The organism is Anabaena sp. FACHB-83, assembly GCF_014697485.1.
GTDB lineage: Bacteria > Cyanobacteriota > Cyanobacteriia > Cyanobacteriales > Nostocaceae > Nostoc_B.
Genome location: NZ_JACJRY010000005.1, coordinates 198,528 through 217,674, shown reverse-complemented (window position 1 = coordinate 217,674; position 19,147 = coordinate 198,528). Strand labels below are relative to the sequence as shown.

Here is a 19,147-nt window from a genome sequence, read left to right as displayed (position 1 = left end):
AAATTTGACATATTGTTCCTTGTTTGGGCAGTGCTGAAGGCTGGATATGTTAGATTTGTCGCTCATCGCCATCCTGGGATTTCTCGGCAGTTTTGGGCATTGCTTCGGGATGTGTGGCCCTTTAACAGTGGCTTTTTCGTTGTCTGGTAAGCAAAATGGGCAGAAATCGACCTCAGAATTTTCCTCGACTTGGCAACAGCAATTAATATTTCACTTTTTACTGAATCTTGGCAGAATGTTGAGCTACGCCCTGGTGGGTGCAGGAATTGGGGCTGTCGGTTCGGTATTGTTTGAAGGTGGACAACTAGCGGGAATTGGCAGTGAATTTCGCCGTTGGATGGCGATGATTACGGGAATTATGCTGATTTGGTTTGGCTTAGGGCAAATTAAACCAAATTGGTTGCCCCATATCCCGGTATTACACCCTTTATTAAAAAGTAATTTACACGATCGCCTGAGTGCAGGTATGGTCAAACTTTCCTCGCAAACCAAATGGTGGACACCCATATTTTTGGGAATGACTTGGGGTTTAATGCCTTGTGGTTTCTTATATGCGGCTCAAATCAAAGCCGCAGAAACCAGCAACCTCTGGATGGGTGCAGCCACAATGTTAGCCTTTGGTTTAGGAACTTTACCCACGATGTTAGGGGTTGGTGTTTCCACTTCGTTAGTTAGTAAAGATAGGCGCAGTCAATTATTTCGCTTAGGCGGTTGGGTAACACTGTCCATTGGTGTAATCACCTTATTGCGGACTGGCGACACAATGGTAGACTACACCGGACACGCCGCCTTATTTTGTCTGATGTTGGCTTTAATTGCTCGCCCAATTAGTAATTTATGGGCTGCACCTATGCGTTATCGGCGGGCTTTGGGTGTGGGTGCTTTTGTGCTGGCTTTAGTCCACACCACCCATAACATTGAACATTCTCTGCAATGGAATTTTGCCGCTTTTTGGTTTTTTCCCAGGGAATTTCGCTGGGGGATAGCTGCGGGTGCTGTAGCATTGATCTTAATGACTCCTGCTGCTTTAACGAGTTGGGAATCGTTGCAAAAATCTTGGGGTAAACTTTGGCGACAAATTCATCTTTTAACTGTGCCGGCTTTAATCTTGAGTACCTTTCATGCAGTGGTGATAGGTTCCCATTACCTGGGTTCTCTAAAATCAACTTGGGGTAATAAGTTGGCAACAGTGCTACTAGTTACAGCTACCCTTGGAGTATTGCTGTTGCGTTGGGTAAAAGCAGGTGAGCAGGTTAAGAAGTAAAAAGTAAAAAGTAAAAAGTAAAAAGATAATCTCCATAAATAAATTTAGGGGATTTCATCAGGACATATTATTTTTCGCTGCTGTGCGCCTCGAAATAAATGTTTTTATTTTGTTCCATATATAAATTTAGAGGCTTACGAGCATTTTTATTTTTCTTTATTTTGCCTTTTAACTTTTGCCTTATTTGGTGAGCATGAATTATTTTCCAAGCATGAAAAAATTACAATCCGCATTATTGCTGTTTTGTGTAGCGATCGCAATTACTAATATTCACCCAGTCTTGGCCCATAAAGTCCAAGTAGCCGCAGATGTCGGCGCGACTCTCCATCTCGAACCCAATGATAATCCCCGTGCTGGCGAACCTACCCAAGCTTGGTTTGCTCTGGCACGGAAAGGTGGACAAACCATTCCCCTCGCTCAGTGTAATTGTCAGTTGGCAGTTTACGCCGAACCCCACACCCCCAGCGAACCAGCACTACTGGAACCATCCCTCAAACCTGTATCCGCCGAACGCTTCCAAGGTATTCCCGGAACCGAAATCACCTTCCCCAAACCCGGACTTTATCAATTACAACTCAGTGGTAAACCCGCAAAAGGCGCTAATTTCAAACCCTTTACCCTCAAGTTTGAAGTCACCGTCGCTGCTGGTACTCAAAGTAATACACAAGATTCTCAAAAAGTCAATATTAATAATGCCAACAGTGATGCTGTAGCTCAGGAAACTACAAAAACTTTACCACCCTGGGCGATCGCAATTCCCGGTTTTGTACTAGTCGGGATTTTCGTAGTTTTCTGGCAACAGACAAGAAGAAGTTAATTAGTAAAATAGTTTAAGTATGCCTTCCTCTGAGCAGTTAAAAACTTGCTTCATTCTGAGCTTTTGGATAACTAAAATGTATTTATCGATACACATGATACGTATAGATGAACGAACACAAAATGTTGTCTTTCTAGCTGGTGAAGAAACAGAAATCATCATTTATCCCAATGGAAAATGGAGATATTTATGAGTAAATACGATTTTATGTCAATGACTCGTAGTGAACTCCGTCGATATATCCTTGAACATAGAGAAGATGAAGCAGCCTTTCAGATTTATTTAGATAGGTTTAACTCTAATAGCAGTGAAATTTTTCCCGCTCCGCAAACAATAGAAGATTTAGACAACTTTCCCCAATTACACCAACAGCAATTAGAAAAACGACAGAATCAAGCCTAAATCTTTTGACTGAAATTTTATTTTTCTCAGAAATAAAAGAGAAAGTATGAAGAGTGAACAGAAAAATTTCATACTTCACACTTCATACTTCACACTTCTATTTGTGTCGCTTTTGATGCCATTGCCAAGCATGACTCACAATATCTTGGATATCTGGATATTGCGATCGCCAGCCGAGGATTTTTCTCGCTTTTTCACTACTACCAATTAAAACAGGTGGATCACCAGGACGGCGATCGCATTCTTGGACGGGAATTGATAAGCCAGTCACCGACTCAGTCGCCGCAATCACTTCACGCACTGAAAAACCATTACCGTTACCCAAGTTAAATACTTCGCTATCGCCACCCTGTAATAAATATTCCAGCCCTAAAACATGGGCATCGGCTAAATCGTTCACATGAATATAATCACGAATACAAGTACCATCAGGTGTGGGGTAATCTGTGCCGAAAATTGAGATAGATTCCCGCTTACCCAAAGCTGTTAATAATATCAAAGGAATTAAATGAGTTTCTGGGTTGTGGTCTTCACCTAGTAAACCATCAGGATTCGCACCAGCCGCATTAAAGTAGCGGAACCGGACTGATTTTAAATTATAAGCAACATCAAAATCAGCAAGAATCCGCTCTACCATCAGCTTAGTAGCCCCATAAGGATTGATGGGGTCTTGGGGATGGTCTTCAGGAATTGGGACGACTTCTGGGACTCCGTAGGTAGCGCAGGTAGAAGAAAATACGAACTTGTGAATGGATGCAGCCAGCATTGCTTCTAATAAAGTCAGCGTACCGACCACATTGTTACGGTAATATTTTGCGGGGTCAGTCACGGACTCGCCTACGTAAGCATAAGCAGAAAAGTGCATCACAGCCGCAAAATTACGGGTTTTAAATAATTCATCTAATAAAGGGCGATCGTTTGTATCACCCACTACCAGTTCTACCTGTAAAACTTGCTCTACCAACTCTCGATGACCGTAGACCAGGTTATCAAGTATTACCACGTCATAACCTGCTTGCTTGAGAGCCAGTACAGTATGAGAACCGATGTATCCTGCGCCCCCGGTGACTAAAATGCTGGGTTTTTGTGGCGACATAGTTTTTCCCCTCTGAGTTAAAAATTCCTCAATTAATTATGGGTGTAGGGATGTAAGGGTGTAAGGGTGACAGAAAAAATTTTTTCTCACCTGGAAAATTATAAATAATAGACGCAGTGTCAAAAAATTGCTCTAAAATCACTACGACGGTAGTCTTTAGGTGTGAGGCTGGTAATATTTGCAGTCAAGTAAAAGTGCGATTACAATTTGACGGTCAAATACACAATCTTGCTCCAAACCTAGGCTGATCGCACTAGAAAATTTGAGAGTTAATCTATGTTCATATTGTTGAGCCGCGTACTACTGTGGCTGCTTGTAGGCACTATCGTATACTCTTTGTTCCAGAGGTTCTATCCTCAAGGAACTTTCGCCGGAAGGGTGGTCTTGGTGATTATTTTGGTTGTCATAGCGTTGTCGTTCATTAATCCCAATGAACCAGCTGTGGCTTCTTTGTGGAGGGTGATCTCCTTTCCACTCAAACCCTTGGGTGCATCAGTGTTAATGATGATTTTCGCCGCCCAGAAAATTAAGGATGGTGGGATAGCAAAACCGGGGGGAACATTACTAGCTGCATCGCTGATTATTTTGCTGTTGTCCAGTACACCAGCGATCGCTTATTTTTTGGTGAGATCACCAATTGCGGCGACAGCTACTAATTCCACTTTAACAAATCAGGCACTGGTCAGAAATTATCTGCCGGCTGGGGCGACTGGTTCGGAAGTACTGGTTGCATTTACTCCTGGTGTGACAACTAGTGATGTAAGTGCGATCGCACTTAACGCGGCGGATATCAAAATCCCACCGTACTTGTTACAAAATCCCCAGCAAATTCGAGAACGGGGTTTGCGATTAGAGGACTTTGTACCCAGTGCGGAAACACTGCAACTTACTACCCAAGTTTGGGAAAGTTACCTTAACCAAGTTTACTTTTTCTTACGTGGTCGCCAGTCCTAGGGTTAAAAAAGTAAAATTAACAAGGCCGCAATGCTATCCCCTAGTGGCTGGCCTTATTTAAAAACCTGAATTCAGCATTGAGCCTAAGTGGCAATCAGAAATAGTATCTATCGCTACTCCCACGCCAAACTACTATCTTTGACTGCAATTTAGGATGAGAATTCAGCAGATAATTTTCTCTACTGAATTCTGATGACACACTCCTGAATTCTTTGTAGATAAAATATAAACCTACGATCCGTTTGTTTTAGGATGATGGAGTTGCAAAGTTGCTTTAATGGCAAAATCTCGACGACTAGCTAAACTCGGTGCTTACCTGCGTCCTCATTGGGTAGAGGCAACATTAGGTATTTTTGCTTTGTTGTCTGTCAATGGCTTGGGCGTTTATATTCCTTGGTTGATTCGCGGTTGTGTTGATATACTGTCAACCCAATTTAGTTGGAACCAACTCATACATTATGTAGTAATCATTGTTTTGTTGAGTTCAGCAATGTGGTTAATCCGCATGGCTTCTCGAATCTGGCTATTTGGCGTAGGACGACAGGTAGAATTTGACCTAAAACAACGGATTTTTGAACATTTACTCAAGTTAGAACCTGCTTATTTTGCTACCAATACCGCCGGAGATTTGATTAATCGTGCTACCAGCGATGTGGAAAATATTCGGCGTTTATTGGGTTTTGCCGTACTGAGTTTAGCCAATACTTTTTTTGCTTATGCTTTAACACTGCCAGTCATGTTGACGATTAGTGTCGATATGACACTATATTCCTTGGCAGTGTATCCTATGATGTTTTTGTTGGTACATTTGTTTAGCGATCGCCTCCGCAAACAACAAGCCGAAGTCCAAGAAAAACTCTCTGATATTAGTGAACTAATTCAAGAAGATATTAGCGGCATTGCCTTAATTAAAATTTACGCTCAAGAAGAAAACGAGCGCCAAGCCTTTGCTAAAAAGAATCAACAGCTATTAAGAGCTAACTTACAATTAGCCAAAAGCCGTAATGTGTTGTTTCCTTTAATTGGCGGTTTAGCTAATCTCAGTTCTTTAATTATTATTTGGTTAGGAACAACCCGAATTTCTGGCGGAACTTTAGCCGTTGGGGACTTTTTAGCACTGCTAATTTATGTAGAACGGCTGGTGTTTCCCACAGCTTTATTAGGTTTTACCATTACCACCTATCAACGAGGTGAAGTCAGTATTGATCGCTTAGAATCGATTCTCAGTGTTACTCCCAAAATTCAAGACACGGCTGATGTGGTAAATTTAACCGTGGCAGAAGTCAAGGGAGAAATCAGCGCCAAAAACTTCAGCTTTACTTATCCAGAAGCAACAACACCAGCCTTAGATCAGGTCAATTTTACAATTGCACCAGGAGAAACAGTAGCAATTGTTGGCGCAATTGGTTCGGGGAAATCAACTTTAGCCAATGCTTTACCCAGGTTGTTAGATATTGCTCCCGGACAGTTATTTTTAGATGGGATAGACATTACCAAAATTGCCTTATCTGATTTGCGGAGTGCGATCGCTTATGTTCCCCAAGACAGTTTTTTATTCAGCACCACCATCAAAAATAATATCCGCTACGCTGACCCAGGGCGCGAACAACAAGATGTCGAATCTGTGGCTGTCATGTCTCAGATTCATCCCGAAATTCTGAATTTCCCCCAACAATACGAAACTCTAGTTGGTGAACGCGGTATTACCTTATCTGGCGGACAAAGACAACGCACAGCTTTAGCGAGAGCTATGTTAGTTGATGCGCCAGTTTTAATTTTGGACGATGCTTTATCGAGCGTTGATAATCAAACAGCCACCAAAATTCTCAAAAATCTTTCTAGTGGAACTAGTCGCAAAACAGTAATTTTTATCACCCATCAACTATCAGCCGCCGCCGCCGCCGACCGAATTTTAGTCATGGATAAAGGTAAAATTGTCCAAGCCGGCAATCATGTAGACTTAGTGCAGCAAGAAGGCTTGTATAGAATTTTGTGGAGTCAACATCAAGTCGAGGAATTGTTGCGTTAATCCAAGTAATGAGGTCAAGATAAACGACAAGTTCAGTGACCGCCTGCGCGGGTTAAGAACAAGTTATTTTTTGTTAGTCAGCGTGGTGCGCTTGGAGTACTAGGCTGACTTTGTTTATGATGTTAAGTCTTGAAATATTAAGATATTAATAGACTTATGTCCAATTTGCGTTTAAAATACACAAAGCCGAGAGGAATAGTGTGTATTTATGGAAAGCGCCCAAAAAGCTAGTCAAGAGTTGAGTTTAGCAGTAAATACCGCCCCAGAGCGATCGCCCCAGACTGTTCCTCAAGAATCCCACAAAAATATTTTCAAAAAGCTGAGAGGTGGATTCTTGCTGGTTTTGGGATATTTACTATCCCCTTTGTGTTGGTGGAATGATATTGTATTTAATCTACCCATTGCTTACTTTTTTGGGTACTTATGTAGTTTATTTTCCCCAAAATTGTTCATACCTTGTGCCATCGTGGGTTATTGGCTGTCTAATGTTGTAGGGATTCTCTTAATGCAATACGGTTCTAAAGATATCTTTCAAAAAGATTCACAAGAACGCAACCTCAAAAAAGAACTGTTATCAGGTTTAGTATCTTCCACAATTTACACTATTGTAATTATTTTACTGATTCAGTTGAAGATACTAGAAGCACCTGTCTTATTCGCTAAGAGTTAACACTCATCCTAAGTTGCTTGCAAAAATAGTATTTCTACTTCACATAGAGACGTTGTATACAACGTCTCTACTTTATATTCCTGATTTACTACTTATAAGCTTTAAGTAATTCACTAAAATCCCAGACTTTCGGATTTTCTTTACCAATAACTAGTGGTAACTTGCCATTCCATTTTTCGATTGCTTGTTTTTGCAGTAATTCAGGAGTTAAACCATCACGTAGCAATCTATAAGTTTCCGCCTCTCCTCTGGCTAAATTAACTTTTGCTTCTGCTTCTTTTACAGCTTTTAATGCTAAAAACTCTGCTTTTTTAGCTTCTTGTTCAGCAATTTGTTTTGCTTCTACCGCCTCACTAAATCGCTCCGAAAAATGAACATGAACTAAAGAAATATCATCAACTGCAAGATGATAGCTACGTAGGCGAGTAGTTAAAGCTGAGTCTAACCCTAACTTGACATCTCCACGTTTAGTAATAATTTCTTCCGCAGTATATTGAGCAATAATCGCTTTGAGGACTTCTTCAATTGCCGGATTGATAATCCGGGAAATGATATTTTCTCGGTTGCCAATTTGTTGAAAAATAGTATTAACTTCTTCTGGGATGATATGCCAGTTTAAAGCCACATCAGTGAACACATCTTGTAAATCTTTAGAAGCAGCTTCAGTAGATATTTCCTGTTTCTGCACACGTACACTGATTTTTTCAACTGTATTCACTACTGGGATAATTAAATGCAGCCCTTCTCCTAATATTTGCTCTTGTACCTCGCCAAATTTCATTAATACGCCACGTTCACCCGCATTTACGATCACGCAAGGCGTGAGAAAAATAGTGATTAAAACTAAAAGCGCCGTCAATTTACCAGCACTATTAAAAGCTTTATTGTTTTTCATCTTTGTCTATAAAACCCACTAGTACAACAAGGCAAAAGTAAAAAGTCAAAAGGAAAAAGTAAAGAATAGTGATACCACAAGCCTTTTCGGAATTTCTTATGGTCTATTTATTTACGCCGACCTGTACTAGTTTGGAGTAGAGTTAAAAGGCTCTTTTTTAAGCTGCCAACTAGTGGCTAATAACTAAATACACTAAATTGATGGGAAAATAGTTTTTTATGACTGAAAAAAAGTATGACATAGCCTTGTCTGCTAAACAAGCTTAGAGGATAATACAGTTCAGTTAAGGCAACAACTTAGATTTGTGTAGGTTGGGTGGAGGAACGGAACCCAACAATCTCAAGACTTTGTTGGGTTACGCGATCGCTACATCCAACCTACTATTCTCTTAACTGAACCGTCTTGGCTTAGAGGATATCTGCGATCGCCTACAGTCATCCCAAATAAATACAACATCTTGTAACCCTGCTGAATTTTGGGATATGTATTTCATTCCACATCAGGTATCATGCAATCTGTCTAGGCTATTAGTAAACTAGTAGAGTTGTTTGGTGACAGGGATGGAACGATGAGAGTTTGGATTGCTTGCTTTGTGCTATTGTTCGCTTTAGCAGAACTATTTGACTGGTTACAAGAATTTTCTTTACCATTGCCCATTTATATTTTAGGCGGGGCATTTTTAGCCGTTGCTTCTAATTATGACAAGATTATAGGTTATTACTCTCGTGATACATCAATTGCAGCATCACTCGAAACGCCACAACCACAATTAGATGTATCAACTCCACCCTTAGCCTCGATTTCTCATGCTGTTGAGGATGTGCAGAAACCGGAGAACCAAGCTTAGTCGGTTTCGATGAGGACTGTCACCGCAGCGATCGCAATTAACATATCATCATTTTTATCATTCAGAGAGGGAATCGCCCGTCCTTGAACCACCATTCCCCCAGATTCGACATTTATCGTTTTGCGTCCAAAAGGTAGTACTGCGAGAACCTCATCTGTTCTCACTTGTTCGGGATAAGGTACTGCTACTTGTACTTCTACAATCATTTCATTGGGATCATTCAAACCAGCAACTTCCCAGACTCCTGGTAAAGCATTATGGGCGATCGCATTGCGGACTGCTCTTGCAGCTGCTACAGTTGGTTCCTGTCCATGCTGATCTACACCCATCCCCATCTCAATTACTAAACGTTTACGCGCCACAGTTACCTCCTGGATATCCTCGATATTTGTACTTCACTACTGTAATTAGATTTGATGCGTACTGCGTTTATTTAGTTAATCACCACCGCCACCGCCACCGCCACCACAATCACCGCCACCATAATCACCGCCACCGCCATAGTAATAACTGCTACTGTCTCCAATGTAGCTACTACTAGTCCCAGTCCTAGAGACAATAATGAGGAAAAGAGGCATACCAACGACTAGTAATCCCGACAAAATCCACAATAACCTCTCATAAAAAAATTGTGAACTTTGCCATCCAGAGGTTTCAATCTTAGTACCCGCACGATCAAATATCACCTGAATTTCTAACCCCTTCCCTGGCTCTAGAAATTGTTTAGTAACAGCCTCAATAGTTTTTGTATCGACTCGGCGAATATTTGCAACTACACCAAAGCTTTGGAATGCTTTAATTTTAGTAGTAAGTTCTTCAGGAAATTCCACCCTAACCTGCGCCTGTTTAATAGGGACTTTACGGTCAGAGAATATCGCTTCCCAATCTACTTGAGCATAATTATGATTGACGCGCAATCCTCCAATAACACGATATTTCAACACGAAAGTAGGGCTTTCTGGTGGTTGCAATTGATGTTCCCAACGAATCCAAAATTGATTATTTACTGTACTTGTTGTACTGGGTAACACTTGACCATTTTCGGATACAGAAACTTCAGTAATTCTGTCTACTTTATCTAAAGGAATGTACCGGGAGCGCAGATGGTTATACTCTCCAGTAAAATTATATTTTTGTGTTTCAGTCACTAACATATCACCGTTAGGCTGTACGGCAATATCGACATTGATAAATTCCCAATAGAAAGGTGCTGATTCGGCTTGGACATTATGAATAGTAAATGTGAAGCCAAGAACAAATGTGAAACAAAATAGCAGCAGCCTGGCTACTAATTTTTTGCTCATATATTTACAAATTGGTATTTTTTGGAAAACGAAAAGAGACGTGAAGTATTTACAAAATACCTTCGCAATTTTACGAGGGTAAGTTGCTGTCTAAACTCTCTTTTCTCCGAATTCTTGGCAAAAACAATAAGTCCTCACAGTAAGTTCATTTCACTAAGGACAAAACAAAGTATCACGGGTTTCTCGTCCCGTGGTGGGATTAGTACCTTTAGCTACCTTGCATAATTTTTTTTGTTCATCTGGACGCAGCAGCACATCAGTAAAATCTGCTCCATCAATAATTGCACCATCAAATTTGGCGTTAGCCGCAAATGCACCTTCTAAAACTGCATTAGTCAAATCTGCTTTAATGAGCCGCGCTGAGTCTAAAGTAGCATTTGTTAGGTTAGACCCCTGTAAATTTGCTGACTCCAAATTAGCAGCAAAGAAACTCACACCAGTTAAGTTACTATTGCTAAAATTACTTTGCCGGAGATTAGCTTTGGTAAAGCTAGAATCTGTTAAATCACGTCCAGAAAAATCAGCTTCTACTAATATTTCTTTGTTATATTCGAGTGCTAAAGCTGTGGGCGGATAAGTAAAAGTGGCTGTAATGCTTAACACAGCCCACAGCAATACACTGAGTATACCTGCCCAAATGCGATCGCTTAACCTAAAATTCATGGTACTTTTCACCAATTTAATTTCATCTATTTATTTAGCCGTGTACAGAATAATTTATGAACAATTTGTATAAGCTTATATTGTTTAATAATGTACCAGCATAGGTGAGTCTGATAAAAATACTTTATTTTCAAGAAGGTTATACAAAACTTCTTTAGAAATTGCTCTTACTACGTTGATACTAACAGAGTTTCCGAGTTGATAATATGCTTTATCATCATTGAAATGAAGAATAAAATTATCAGGAAAACCTTGAAGTCTGGCGGCTTCTTTTGGTGTTATTTTTCTTACTCGCCCATTATGATATACTCCTAGCCTGTTTGCATCGCTGGCCACTAAAGTCACAGATATTTTATTAGGATCTAAAAATTTATACACTTCAAATGAAAAATTTCCAGACACTGGTTTATATTTACCATTTATGATTTTTAAATATTTTTTTGATACTAAAGAATTGAGTATACTGCCAAGCTGAGGATTTTTATAAAATGTAGCAATTTGTTCTTGAGTTAATAACTTACCATCTTGATGCTTTCCAAATTCTTGATTTCTTCTTTTTGTAATAAAAAGATTCATTAATTTTATCTCTTCTTTAGTGCATTCACCCCTAAGTCCTAATTCCCATGAATGAATAGAATTACCTCCTCTATAATCAATTAATCTGCAACCATGCAGCTTTTGAAAGTTATTACCAACTACTTTACTCAAAGCGTTAATAAAAATTTTTGAGCAATTATACTTAGGGTCAGGATCATCTTCTAAAATATCTGCAACCGTTATGGCTGTAGGTTGGTCAGACAACTCAAATAGAGAAAGCTGTTTATGATTAAATGAATGTGAATCCTTTGGGCCTAAATCTGAAAATAAATTTAATTTAGGGCTTTTATTTAAGAAACCTATTAGATATAGCCTTAAACGATTTTGAGGGAGTCCAAAATTAGCACTATTAAGTAATAAAGTATCAAAGCTATAACCTCTTTTCTGCATTTCATGCTTTATGGTTTTTAAAGTTTTTCCTTGTTCGTGAGTATACAAACCTCTAACGTTTTCAAAAATAAATGCCTTTGGTTTATGGGTATCTATCAGTCTCACTATCTCAAAAAATAGTGTTCCTCTTGTATCTCCAAAGCCCTCTTTTTTACCCGCATAGGAAAAAGATTGACAAGGAAAACCTGCTAGTAATACATCGTGTTCCGGTAATATTTTTATTTCTTTAATATCACCTAAAGGTACTTCTGAGAAATTAGTACCATATACAAATTTAGAATCTTCGTCAATTTCACTACTCAGTACACACTCTGTTTTCAAGTGCATTAGTTCGGCTGCTTGTTCAAATGCTAATCGGATTCCCCCAATCCCTGCAAATAAATCTACAAAGCGAATTTTGTCCATTATTTATATTTTAATAACTTACCCTGGATTTATTTTACATGAATTTTATGCTTCAAAAAAGCTTTTTAAAAATTCACATAGAAGTTTTAATTCATTTTCTGAAAACGCTACGGTACAGTGGCTATAAGAACACATATTTTCTACAAATTTTTTCCGTCTGAAATTACCTAATCCGTCTATTACATAAGCAATTTTATGTCCAGCATCCTCTATCTGTTCATATCTAAACTTGAATTGACCGCTTTTTCGTTCAACCACACTATTAGTTGTTTCTTGAAAGCTAACTTCTATTGCCACGTATTTATTATTCTTGCTGACAACTATATCAAATGAAGTCCCCCTTTGAGAGTCATCAGTATGAGTCACATTAGGTAAATCGCCACCCATCTTTACATTTACATTACTTTCATGAAAATTATTTTTAATATATTCTGCCACATATTTTTGAGCTACTTGACCAAGAGTATTAAATTTTGCCCCTTTAGTTATTGGGCTTACATAAATGTAGCGTTGATTAATAAATATTTTAAGTTCATCTGGCTTACCTAAATAAGAACCTATTTCGCATTTTGCTAAGGTATAAGCAGCATCGTCAGTCTTTTCACTAGCCTTGGAATAACCACTTCCAAATAAAAGTAAGGCTATTGCATCTTTCTGTATATCGGTTAAAACATTAATAGATGCTCTCCTAGCTAGGCTTTTAGCTTTTTTCAGAGAGATATTTTCATCGTTAATTTTTAAACTTCCATTACTAAATTTGGGCTTTTGAATTTTTTTATCTTTGTTAAATGTTTTAAATTCATATAGAAGCTCTTGCTCTTGCCAGTAATATTTCAAAATGCCATCTGGAAACAAAGTTGCAAATTCTTTATTTACATTCTTAAACGGTTCTCCACCAAAATCAGACAAAATTACTAAGTGTTTAAGAAACAGATTAGTTGGTAAATTAGAAGATTCTATTTTTGTAAATAAATTTTCAATACTAGAAGTGTCTTCACTTAAAATACTGATGAATTGAGCTTGAGTTTCAATAAGAATTGGGATAATGCTGAACTCAGATTCCTGTTCTAGCAGTTCTGACGGCCAATGCTTAGAAGCAACTTTCTCAAGTTCTTCATAGCTTCTTCGGTAATTTATCATATTTGTATATTCTGACAATACTGGGGTATATTGTAGTCTCCTAAGTTAGAAGTATCAACTTTAACAGCTTATCCTTAATTATCTGTTATGAATTTATGAGAATGATTTTGAGGCGACTACTACCACGCTTACTATGCTTTTAACTTCAAATTTTGAGTTTATTTCTTATAACTTTGATTTATATGAAACTCTTAGATATTGGTCAACAAGGTGAAGACTTAGTTACACAATGGTTACAGTCTACAGGTTGGTTGATTTTACATCGCCGCTTTTCTTGTCGTTGGGGAGAGATTGATATTATTGCTCAGTATCCAGGAAAAGAGGTAGGGGAGCAGAGGTGCAAGGGAGCAGAGGAAGAAAACTCTACACTTGCTTTTGTTGAGGTGAAAACTCGCAGTTCACGAAATTGGGATGCAGGGGGAAGAGAGGCTATCACCCCACAAAAACAGGCAAAACTCTGGCGTACCGCAGAAATGTTTTTAAATCAATATCCCGAAAACGCTGAATATCCCTGTCGTTTTGATGTGGCTATTGTGGGTTATCAGCAAATATCCAAATTAAAAACTCACATTACATCAGCCCAAGATGCGGTATTTAGTGCATCAATAGGGGATTATAAATTTTTTCTGGAAGAATATATTCCCGCAGCTTTTGACTTATAAATTCGCTGATTAAAGTGAGGGCGAATAATAATTGATCACAACTGAAATATGTTTGTTACCAATTACAGATTCTTTCTAGCCGCCCTCACTATCAGCAGTTTCACGCTAAGGTTTCTGGACAGTAACCTAATCCACGAACAAACTGTTGGCGGAATGCTTCAATTTCTTCTCTCTCTGGGCTACCATGAGAGACGATCGCTACTTGATAGCGGCGCATTACGTCTACTGGAGACTGACCAGCTTCCAAACTCCAAAGTGCCATTTGTACACGCATAGGTGGCTCGTAGCAAATTCCTAATTCATTTAGAAAAGCTCGAAAGTCTCCATCCTGTTGCGCGGAGATTTGACATTTAAGTTTGATCCTAACCACCCAGCCATCTATTTGATGAATAACTGTAACGAAAGAGACAGGCAACTGGGGCGTGGCGTGCAGATGTTGAACGACCCTCAATGTTAGACTGGCATTTGCCAGATAATACAAATATTCCATGTTGGTGCTTGGGATCAAAGCCAATCCTACACTTCTATCATCCTCAATAGAACACTTTCCCGGTAGGGTAGAAGCCCCCGTCTTTGAATGGGGAGTTTTACCCAATTTACAACCCATCATTAGGTAATACCTAATGATGTCCGTTGGAAAACTCTATGAATGAAATGGTGTTTTCCTTAGAAAATATCAAATAAACCCGTAAAAATTAGCATAACCTTCAATGGAGCCAGCAATAACAAAAGAAAATTTTAATAAAGTTACAGATACAGGAGTAGAAGACAGACAGTTAGATTGTTCCTTAACTGGCTATGACTACATACTACCGCCAGAACTAATTGCTCAAAATCCGGTAGTTCCCAGAGATAGTTCTCGCTTATTAGTAGTCAACTCTACCGCCACAGGTAACAATTTAGCCCCGCTACACCACATCTTCCGCGATTTACCAGAACTCCTGCGCCCTGGGGATTTGTTGGTGATGAATAATACAAAAGTTATCCCCGCCAGACTGTACGGGAATAAATCTACAGGGGCAGAAATTGAAGTATTGCTGTTAGAAGAGAGGCAAAATAATTGTTGGTTAGCTTTAGTCAAACCAGGAAAGCGGTTTAAATTAGGCTCACAGATTATTTTTTCTGGTAAAAATTCCGCCACGCCCCAGCTAACCGCTACAGTTTTAGAAAATGATGCGGCGACTGGCGGGCGGTTGTTGCAATTTGATGTACCACCAGGAAAATCTTTGGTAGAACTGTTAGATAACTTTGGTGAAATTCCTTTACCGCCTTATATCACCACCACAGCCGCAGCTGATGAACAATATCAGACAGTCTATGCCGAACAACCAGGTGCGATCGCTGCACCCACGGCTGGGTTACACTTTACTCCAGAATTACTAGCAAAATTGCGCGATCGCAATATCCATCAAGCATTTGTCACACTCCATGTTGGTGTTGGCACATTTCGCCCTGTGGAAGTGGAAGATGTCACCACCCACGAAATGCACGAAGAATGGATTGAAGTTCCTGCGGCTACAGTCGAACAAATTCGCGCCACGAAAGCTGCTGGGGGCAGAATTATTGCCGTTGGTACAACAGTAGTACGCTCTTTAGAAGGTGCGGCGCAGTCTGGCGAGTTACAACCATTTTGTGGCAAAACCAACTTATTTATTTACCCTGGCTATCAATGGCGGGTAGTAGATGGGTTAATTACTAATTTTCACCTACCGCGTTCGAGTTTGCTGATGCTGGTGAGTGCTTTAATTGGCAGACCAAGATTATTGCAAATATACCAAGAAGCGATCGCCTCTCGATATCGTTTCTACTCCTTTGGTGATGCCATGCTCATTTTGCCAGAAGCGAGAGAAAAGTATGAAGTATGAAATTTTAAGCTTTCATCTCTAGCCTCTAGTAGTCTGCCAACAGAACTTTGCATGGTGGCCAGCAGAGGGGCTTCGGGGCAGAGGGGCAGGGGAGAGATTACTTTCATCCCCCCCTGCTCCCTTGCTAGGTCTACACAGCAATATTGGGTTGGTAAACTACTAGGAGGATTGTGATGCCTAACTGGAACGCAATTAAAGCTAGTTTTTTACATCTAACCCAGCCACAGCAACTGGGTGAATTAGCGTCAAGTCTGGCACACTTGAAGTCTTGGATACAAAGTAGCGATTTTAACCAAGTTATTCCAGTTCCCAAATTGCGATCGCCAATTCCAACGACTGCAAATTTTAGCTAATGTATCAAATTCGCTTTAGCTTACTACTAATTTAGTGTATCTTCATTAATAATCCGTATTAATGCGCTTTAGATAACCCTCGTAAATTAGCGAAGGTATTTTTCAGCACATATTTGTGCAAAGAGATTAACCATGAAAGACCATAACGAAGAACCAAAACTTTATGACGGGAAGTTCAGAAAACTGAAAAACAGTATGCTTAAGTCAGGAATGACGAGGCGCAGTGCGCTCGGTCTTTTGAGTAGCGGCGGACTTGCGCTGATAACCGGTGCCAGTACAGTTGCGGCTGGACGGGTAGCACAAGCAAGCAGAGGTAGGAATCCGCAGCAGATTACTACACTAGTTTTCGATGCCTATGGTACTTTGTTCGATGTCTTTTTGCCTGTTTTCAACCGTGCTAAGGAGATATACGGCCCAGCCTACAATGATCTCCTTTATGAAACCCTCATTCAAGTCTGGCGACTCAAACAACTGGAATATTCTTGGCTACGGACTCTCATCAACCGATATGAGGATTTTTACTCTTGCACCGTTTCGGCGCTTGACTTTGCTTTACGTAGTGTTGGTATTGATCCTGAGTCCGATCCAGCAAAGCGCGATGCCCTAGCATCCCGCTACCTTACCCTCGATGCCTATCCCGAAGCACTAGAAGTGCTGAACACCCTCAAGAGTCGAGGCTTCCAGTTAGCCATCCTTTCCAACGGCAGTAGGGAGATGCTACAACAAGTAGTCGTCGCCAATAATATGCAAAACGTTCTCGACAGGTGGATTAGCGTTGATGAAGTTGGTGTATTCAAGCCTGATCCGCGTGTCTATTCGTTGGCTGGGCGTGAGCTTGGTATTCCTCGCAAACAGATATTGTTTGTGTCCTCTAACAGCTTCGATGTATTTGGTGCCAAGAGTTACGGCTTGCAAACTGCTTGGATACGGCGAAATACCACGCTTCCCCAAGTAGCAACTCCTATACCAAGTACAGTATCACCTAGCACCTTATTTGGTATTCTGCGCGGCCGCCAGGAGTTTCAAGAGGAGACGAGCTTATTACCCGACTACGTTGTTCTACCTCCTTCTGCAACACCAACACAGGGTCTGCGGGGGCTGCTTACGCTTCCGCCTCTCGTTTAGATCCCCACCAAATTGGAAATTTGGTGGCTCTCGTTCAGGCGGGGTTTGAATCCCCGTTTGAACATCCTCCTGCGGCTTTATATGAAACTTTTCCTCCAGTGCGATCGCCTTTTGCGTAGTAGCGTAACAAGCTTAAAATGTTGAGTTCAAGGACTGTTAAAAACAAAAATTTAATCGTCATCATGATTACTCAGCCCAACAAATTAGACTAGACGCGCTAGTAGGTTGGGTGAAACGAAGTGGAACCCAACAAATGCCATGAAGAAAACCGCAAAACTTTCAACTACAAAAATATCTCAATTCCAACAGTACAATTCATACTGCAATTATTTTACTTGTTGAAATATTCCCTAAAAATTTCCTAATTTGGTGTTGGGTTATGGCGCAATATATATTGCTGTGTTGTTTTTCATATTTTTTGTGTGCCTCCACCCAACCTTGTGTCTCTTTTTTTATTCATCTGGCACTTTTAATTTTTCCGGCTGTAGTGGGTACTCTGACATATAGAACTCACTACAATACAGGCTGCTAATTATGTATAAACACCATCAAATTCGTCAGTGGTATTGCGGCTTTCCTCAGATGGCGTTTCACCAAGTGATTAATTGGCGGAAGTCGCATTTAACCATCATCTCAGCGGCCTCGGCGTTTTTGGTGTTGGCTGCACCATCAGTAATGAATTTACCGGGAAGTCGGTTACTCGCAGAAAATGTCATCTCTCAAGATTTGGATGCAGCGATTTTTTACCAAAAAGGAGTGACGCTATATAACCGCAAAGATTTAGACGGTGCGGAATCTGCCTTTCGTCAAGCCTTGGAACGTGACCCAAATATTGGGATGGCGCGGAATTATTTAGGGAATATTCTGTTAAGGCAAAATCGCCTGGATGCGGCCGTGCAAGAATATGGCGAGGCGATTAGAATGAACCCCAACCAAAGTGAGATTTATTACAACTTAGGGTTAGCGTTACAACGCCAAGGACAGAAAGAAGCTGCCGTCACTGCTTACCGCCAAGCCGTAGTGATAGATCCCAAAATGGCAACAGCCCAGTATAACTTGGGTGTATTGCTACATGAACTAGGACAACCACAAGAAGCGATCGCAGCTTATCAACAAGCGGCTAATCTAGATAGTGGTAATGAGAATACCTTTTTTAACTTAGCGATCACGCTGCAAGAACAAGGAAAATTAGAAGATGCGATCGCAGCTTACCGTCAAGTTATCCAACTCAACCCCAAAAATACTGTCGCCTATAATAATATGGCTGGGTTGCTGGTAGTCCAAGGACAGACGGCTGAGGCAATTAATGTTTATAAACAAGCCATTCGCCAAAACTCCAAAGATGCTGTCGCATACCACAACTTAGGCATCACTTTATATAATCAAGGCGAACTCAAAAAAGCAAATGCAGCCTTGAAAAATGCCCTGAATAACTACCGCACACAAGGTAATACCGAACAAACTGCCAAAGTTGAACAACTAATGCAGCAAATTACCCAGCAAATTGCCCAACAGAAGTTACAAGAACAACAACAGCGTCAAGCAGGTAAAAAACCCGCACCAACGGAAAATGTAGCGACACCAGAACAACCCACCCCCGCAACACCCGAAGGAACACCAGCCAAACCTGGAGATGTGCCGGTTTCTTTTGGACAAGAGAGTAAATAAA

The 19,147-nt window shown here is 40.3% G+C and carries 21 protein-coding genes; 13 read left to right on the top strand and 8 right to left on the bottom strand.

All coding sequences use genetic code 11. The features are described from left to right. Positions 1–46 precede the first annotated feature (46 nt). From H6G79_RS08840 to H6G79_RS08830, 4 genes are all read left to right on the top strand, one after another. The gene (locus tag H6G79_RS08840; protein ID WP_190588410.1) at positions 47–1,264 is read left to right on the top strand and encodes a sulfite exporter TauE/SafE family protein; all 1,218 of its coding nucleotides are present in this window, start codon (positions 47–49) and stop codon (positions 1,262–1,264) included. A gap of 211 nt (positions 1,265–1,475) precedes the next feature. Continuing rightward, on the top strand, positions 1,476–2,081 hold the full coding sequence (locus H6G79_RS08835) for a hypothetical protein (RefSeq protein WP_190588411.1): 606 nt from the start codon (positions 1,476–1,478) through the stop codon (positions 2,079–2,081). Positions 2,082–2,100: 19 nt separating this feature from the next. Continuing rightward, a complete protein-coding gene (locus H6G79_RS37725; protein ID WP_396019790.1) occupies positions 2,101–2,274 on the top strand; it encodes a DUF6888 family protein in 174 nt (57 codons plus the stop codon). Next, the gene (locus tag H6G79_RS08830) at positions 2,271–2,483 is read left to right on the top strand and encodes a DUF6887 family protein (protein WP_190588412.1); all 213 of its coding nucleotides are present in this window, start codon (positions 2,271–2,273) and stop codon (positions 2,481–2,483) included. Before H6G79_RS37725 ends, H6G79_RS08830 begins: the two co-directional genes overlap by 4 nt. Before the next feature lie 97 nt (positions 2,484–2,580). On the opposite strand, the gene galE is transcribed toward H6G79_RS08830, so the two are convergent. After that, positions 2,581–3,579, bottom strand: a complete 999-nt coding sequence (gene galE / locus H6G79_RS08825; protein WP_190588413.1) for a UDP-glucose 4-epimerase GalE — start codon at positions 3,577–3,579, stop codon at positions 2,581–2,583. Positions 3,580–3,855: 276 nt separating this feature from the next. Here galE and H6G79_RS08820 point away from each other — a divergent pair, with 276 nt between their 5' ends. The 3 genes from H6G79_RS08820 (at position 3,856) to H6G79_RS08810 (ending at position 7,232) form a co-directional block, all read left to right on the top strand. Further along, complete coding sequence (locus H6G79_RS08820; protein WP_190588414.1) at positions 3,856–4,533, top strand: hypothetical protein; 678 nt, start codon at positions 3,856–3,858, stop codon at positions 4,531–4,533. 277 nt (positions 4,534–4,810) lie between these two features. Further along, positions 4,811–6,562 (top strand): ABC transporter ATP-binding protein, encoded by a 1,752-nt coding sequence (locus H6G79_RS08815; protein ID WP_190588415.1) that lies wholly within the window; start codon positions 4,811–4,813, stop codon positions 6,560–6,562. Between the two features lie 208 nt (positions 6,563–6,770). Next, positions 6,771–7,232, top strand: a complete 462-nt coding sequence (locus H6G79_RS08810; protein ID WP_190588416.1) for a hypothetical protein — start codon at positions 6,771–6,773, stop codon at positions 7,230–7,232. An 88-nt stretch (positions 7,233–7,320) separates the two neighbouring features. Here H6G79_RS08810 and H6G79_RS08805 read toward each other — a convergent pair whose 3' ends face one another. After that, complete coding sequence (locus tag H6G79_RS08805) at positions 7,321–8,127, bottom strand: prohibitin family protein (protein ID WP_190588417.1); 807 nt, start codon at positions 8,125–8,127, stop codon at positions 7,321–7,323. Between the two features lie 568 nt (positions 8,128–8,695). On the opposite strand from H6G79_RS08805, the gene H6G79_RS08800 reads away from it, so the two are divergent. Then, entirely contained in the window at positions 8,696–8,974 is a 279-nt protein-coding gene (locus H6G79_RS08800) for a hypothetical protein (protein WP_190588418.1), read from the top strand. On the opposite strand, the gene H6G79_RS08795 is transcribed toward H6G79_RS08800, so the two are convergent. From H6G79_RS08795 to H6G79_RS08775, 5 genes are all read right to left on the bottom strand, one after another. After that, on the bottom strand, positions 8,971–9,336 hold the full coding sequence (locus tag H6G79_RS08795) for a Lin0512 family protein (RefSeq protein ID WP_062296530.1): 366 nt from the start codon (positions 9,334–9,336) through the stop codon (positions 8,971–8,973). The genes H6G79_RS08800 and H6G79_RS08795 overlap by 4 nt on opposite strands. Positions 9,337–9,411: 75 nt before the next feature. Further along, entirely contained in the window at positions 9,412–10,278 is an 867-nt protein-coding gene (locus H6G79_RS08790; protein WP_190588419.1) for a DUF2207 domain-containing protein, read from the bottom strand. 153 nt (positions 10,279–10,431) lie between these two features. Further along, entirely contained in the window at positions 10,432–10,941 is a 510-nt protein-coding gene (locus tag H6G79_RS08785) for a pentapeptide repeat-containing protein (protein WP_190588420.1), read from the bottom strand. 84 nt (positions 10,942–11,025) lie between these two features. Continuing rightward, a complete protein-coding gene (gene dcm, locus H6G79_RS08780) occupies positions 11,026–12,333 on the bottom strand; it encodes a DNA (cytosine-5-)-methyltransferase (protein ID WP_190588421.1) in 1,308 nt (435 codons plus the stop codon). 45 nt (positions 12,334–12,378) lie between these two features. Then, a complete protein-coding gene (locus tag H6G79_RS08775; protein WP_190588422.1) occupies positions 12,379–13,473 on the bottom strand; it encodes a DpnII family type II restriction endonuclease in 1,095 nt (364 codons plus the stop codon). 182 nt (positions 13,474–13,655) lie between these two features. Between H6G79_RS08775 and H6G79_RS08770 the strand changes: the two genes are divergently transcribed. Next, positions 13,656–14,135 carry a YraN family protein gene (locus H6G79_RS08770; protein WP_190588423.1) on the top strand — a complete coding sequence of 160 codons (480 nt, stop codon included), beginning with the start codon at positions 13,656–13,658 and terminating at the stop codon, positions 14,133–14,135. A 100-nt stretch (positions 14,136–14,235) separates the two neighbouring features. On the opposite strand, the gene H6G79_RS08765 is transcribed toward H6G79_RS08770, so the two are convergent. Next, positions 14,236–14,625, bottom strand: coding sequence for a hypothetical protein (locus H6G79_RS08765; RefSeq protein WP_190588590.1), 390 nt, complete (start codon positions 14,623–14,625; stop codon positions 14,236–14,238). Positions 14,626–14,845: 220 nt separating this feature from the next. On the opposite strand from H6G79_RS08765, the gene queA reads away from it, so the two are divergent. The 4 genes from queA to H6G79_RS08745 all read left to right on the top strand — a co-directional run bounded on the left by queA (position 14,846) and on the right by H6G79_RS08745 (position 19,146). Further along, entirely contained in the window at positions 14,846–16,000 is a 1,155-nt protein-coding gene (queA, locus tag H6G79_RS08760) for a tRNA preQ1(34) S-adenosylmethionine ribosyltransferase-isomerase QueA (RefSeq protein ID WP_190588424.1), read from the top strand. Between the two features lie 173 nt (positions 16,001–16,173). Continuing rightward, positions 16,174–16,353, top strand: a complete 180-nt coding sequence (locus H6G79_RS08755) for a hypothetical protein (protein WP_190588425.1) — start codon at positions 16,174–16,176, stop codon at positions 16,351–16,353. A 132-nt stretch (positions 16,354–16,485) separates the two neighbouring features. Then, entirely contained in the window at positions 16,486–17,478 is a 993-nt protein-coding gene (locus H6G79_RS08750; protein ID WP_190588426.1) for a haloacid dehalogenase type II, read from the top strand. 534 nt (positions 17,479–18,012) lie between these two features. Beyond that, positions 18,013–19,146: a tetratricopeptide repeat protein gene (locus H6G79_RS08745; protein ID WP_190588427.1), complete on the top strand. Its 1,134-nt coding sequence runs from the start codon at positions 18,013–18,015 to the stop codon at positions 19,144–19,146. The last annotated feature ends 1 nt before the right edge of the window (position 19,147 follow it).

Bases quoted from the DNA above. Each gene is read 5' to 3' on its own strand.
- H6G79_RS08840 (WP_190588410.1), top strand. From the start codon at position 47: ATGTTAGATTTGTCGCTCATCGCCATCCTGGGATTTCTCGGCAGTTTT.
- H6G79_RS08835 (WP_190588411.1), top strand. From the start codon at position 1,476: ATGAAAAAATTACAATCCGCATTATTGCTGTTTTGTGTAGCGATCGCA.
- H6G79_RS37725 (WP_396019790.1), top strand. From the start codon at position 2,101: ATGCCTTCCTCTGAGCAGTTAAAAACTTGCTTCATTCTGAGCTTTTGG.
- H6G79_RS08830 (WP_190588412.1), top strand. From the start codon at position 2,271: ATGAGTAAATACGATTTTATGTCAATGACTCGTAGTGAACTCCGTCGA.
- galE (WP_190588413.1), bottom strand. From the start codon at position 3,579: ATGTCGCCACAAAAACCCAGCATTTTAGTCACCGGGGGCGCAGGATAC.
- H6G79_RS08820 (WP_190588414.1), top strand. From the start codon at position 3,856: ATGTTCATATTGTTGAGCCGCGTACTACTGTGGCTGCTTGTAGGCACT.
- H6G79_RS08815 (WP_190588415.1), top strand. From the start codon at position 4,811: ATGGCAAAATCTCGACGACTAGCTAAACTCGGTGCTTACCTGCGTCCT.
- H6G79_RS08810 (WP_190588416.1), top strand. From the start codon at position 6,771: ATGGAAAGCGCCCAAAAAGCTAGTCAAGAGTTGAGTTTAGCAGTAAAT.
- H6G79_RS08805 (WP_190588417.1), bottom strand. From the start codon at position 8,127: ATGAAAAACAATAAAGCTTTTAATAGTGCTGGTAAATTGACGGCGCTT.
- H6G79_RS08800 (WP_190588418.1), top strand. From the start codon at position 8,696: ATGAGAGTTTGGATTGCTTGCTTTGTGCTATTGTTCGCTTTAGCAGAA.
- H6G79_RS08790 (WP_190588419.1), bottom strand. From the start codon at position 10,278: ATGAGCAAAAAATTAGTAGCCAGGCTGCTGCTATTTTGTTTCACATTT.
- H6G79_RS08785 (WP_190588420.1), bottom strand. From the start codon at position 10,941: ATGAATTTTAGGTTAAGCGATCGCATTTGGGCAGGTATACTCAGTGTA.
- dcm (WP_190588421.1), bottom strand. From the start codon at position 12,333: ATGGACAAAATTCGCTTTGTAGATTTATTTGCAGGGATTGGGGGAATC.
- H6G79_RS08775 (WP_190588422.1), bottom strand. From the start codon at position 13,473: ATGATAAATTACCGAAGAAGCTATGAAGAACTTGAGAAAGTTGCTTCT.
- H6G79_RS08770 (WP_190588423.1), top strand. From the start codon at position 13,656: ATGAAACTCTTAGATATTGGTCAACAAGGTGAAGACTTAGTTACACAA.
- H6G79_RS08765 (WP_190588590.1), bottom strand. From the start codon at position 14,625: ATGGAATATTTGTATTATCTGGCAAATGCCAGTCTAACATTGAGGGTC.
- queA (WP_190588424.1), top strand. From the start codon at position 14,846: ATGGAGCCAGCAATAACAAAAGAAAATTTTAATAAAGTTACAGATACA.
- H6G79_RS08755 (WP_190588425.1), top strand. From the start codon at position 16,174: ATGCCTAACTGGAACGCAATTAAAGCTAGTTTTTTACATCTAACCCAG.
- H6G79_RS08750 (WP_190588426.1), top strand. From the start codon at position 16,486: ATGAAAGACCATAACGAAGAACCAAAACTTTATGACGGGAAGTTCAGA.
- H6G79_RS08745 (WP_190588427.1), top strand. From the start codon at position 18,013: ATGTATAAACACCATCAAATTCGTCAGTGGTATTGCGGCTTTCCTCAG.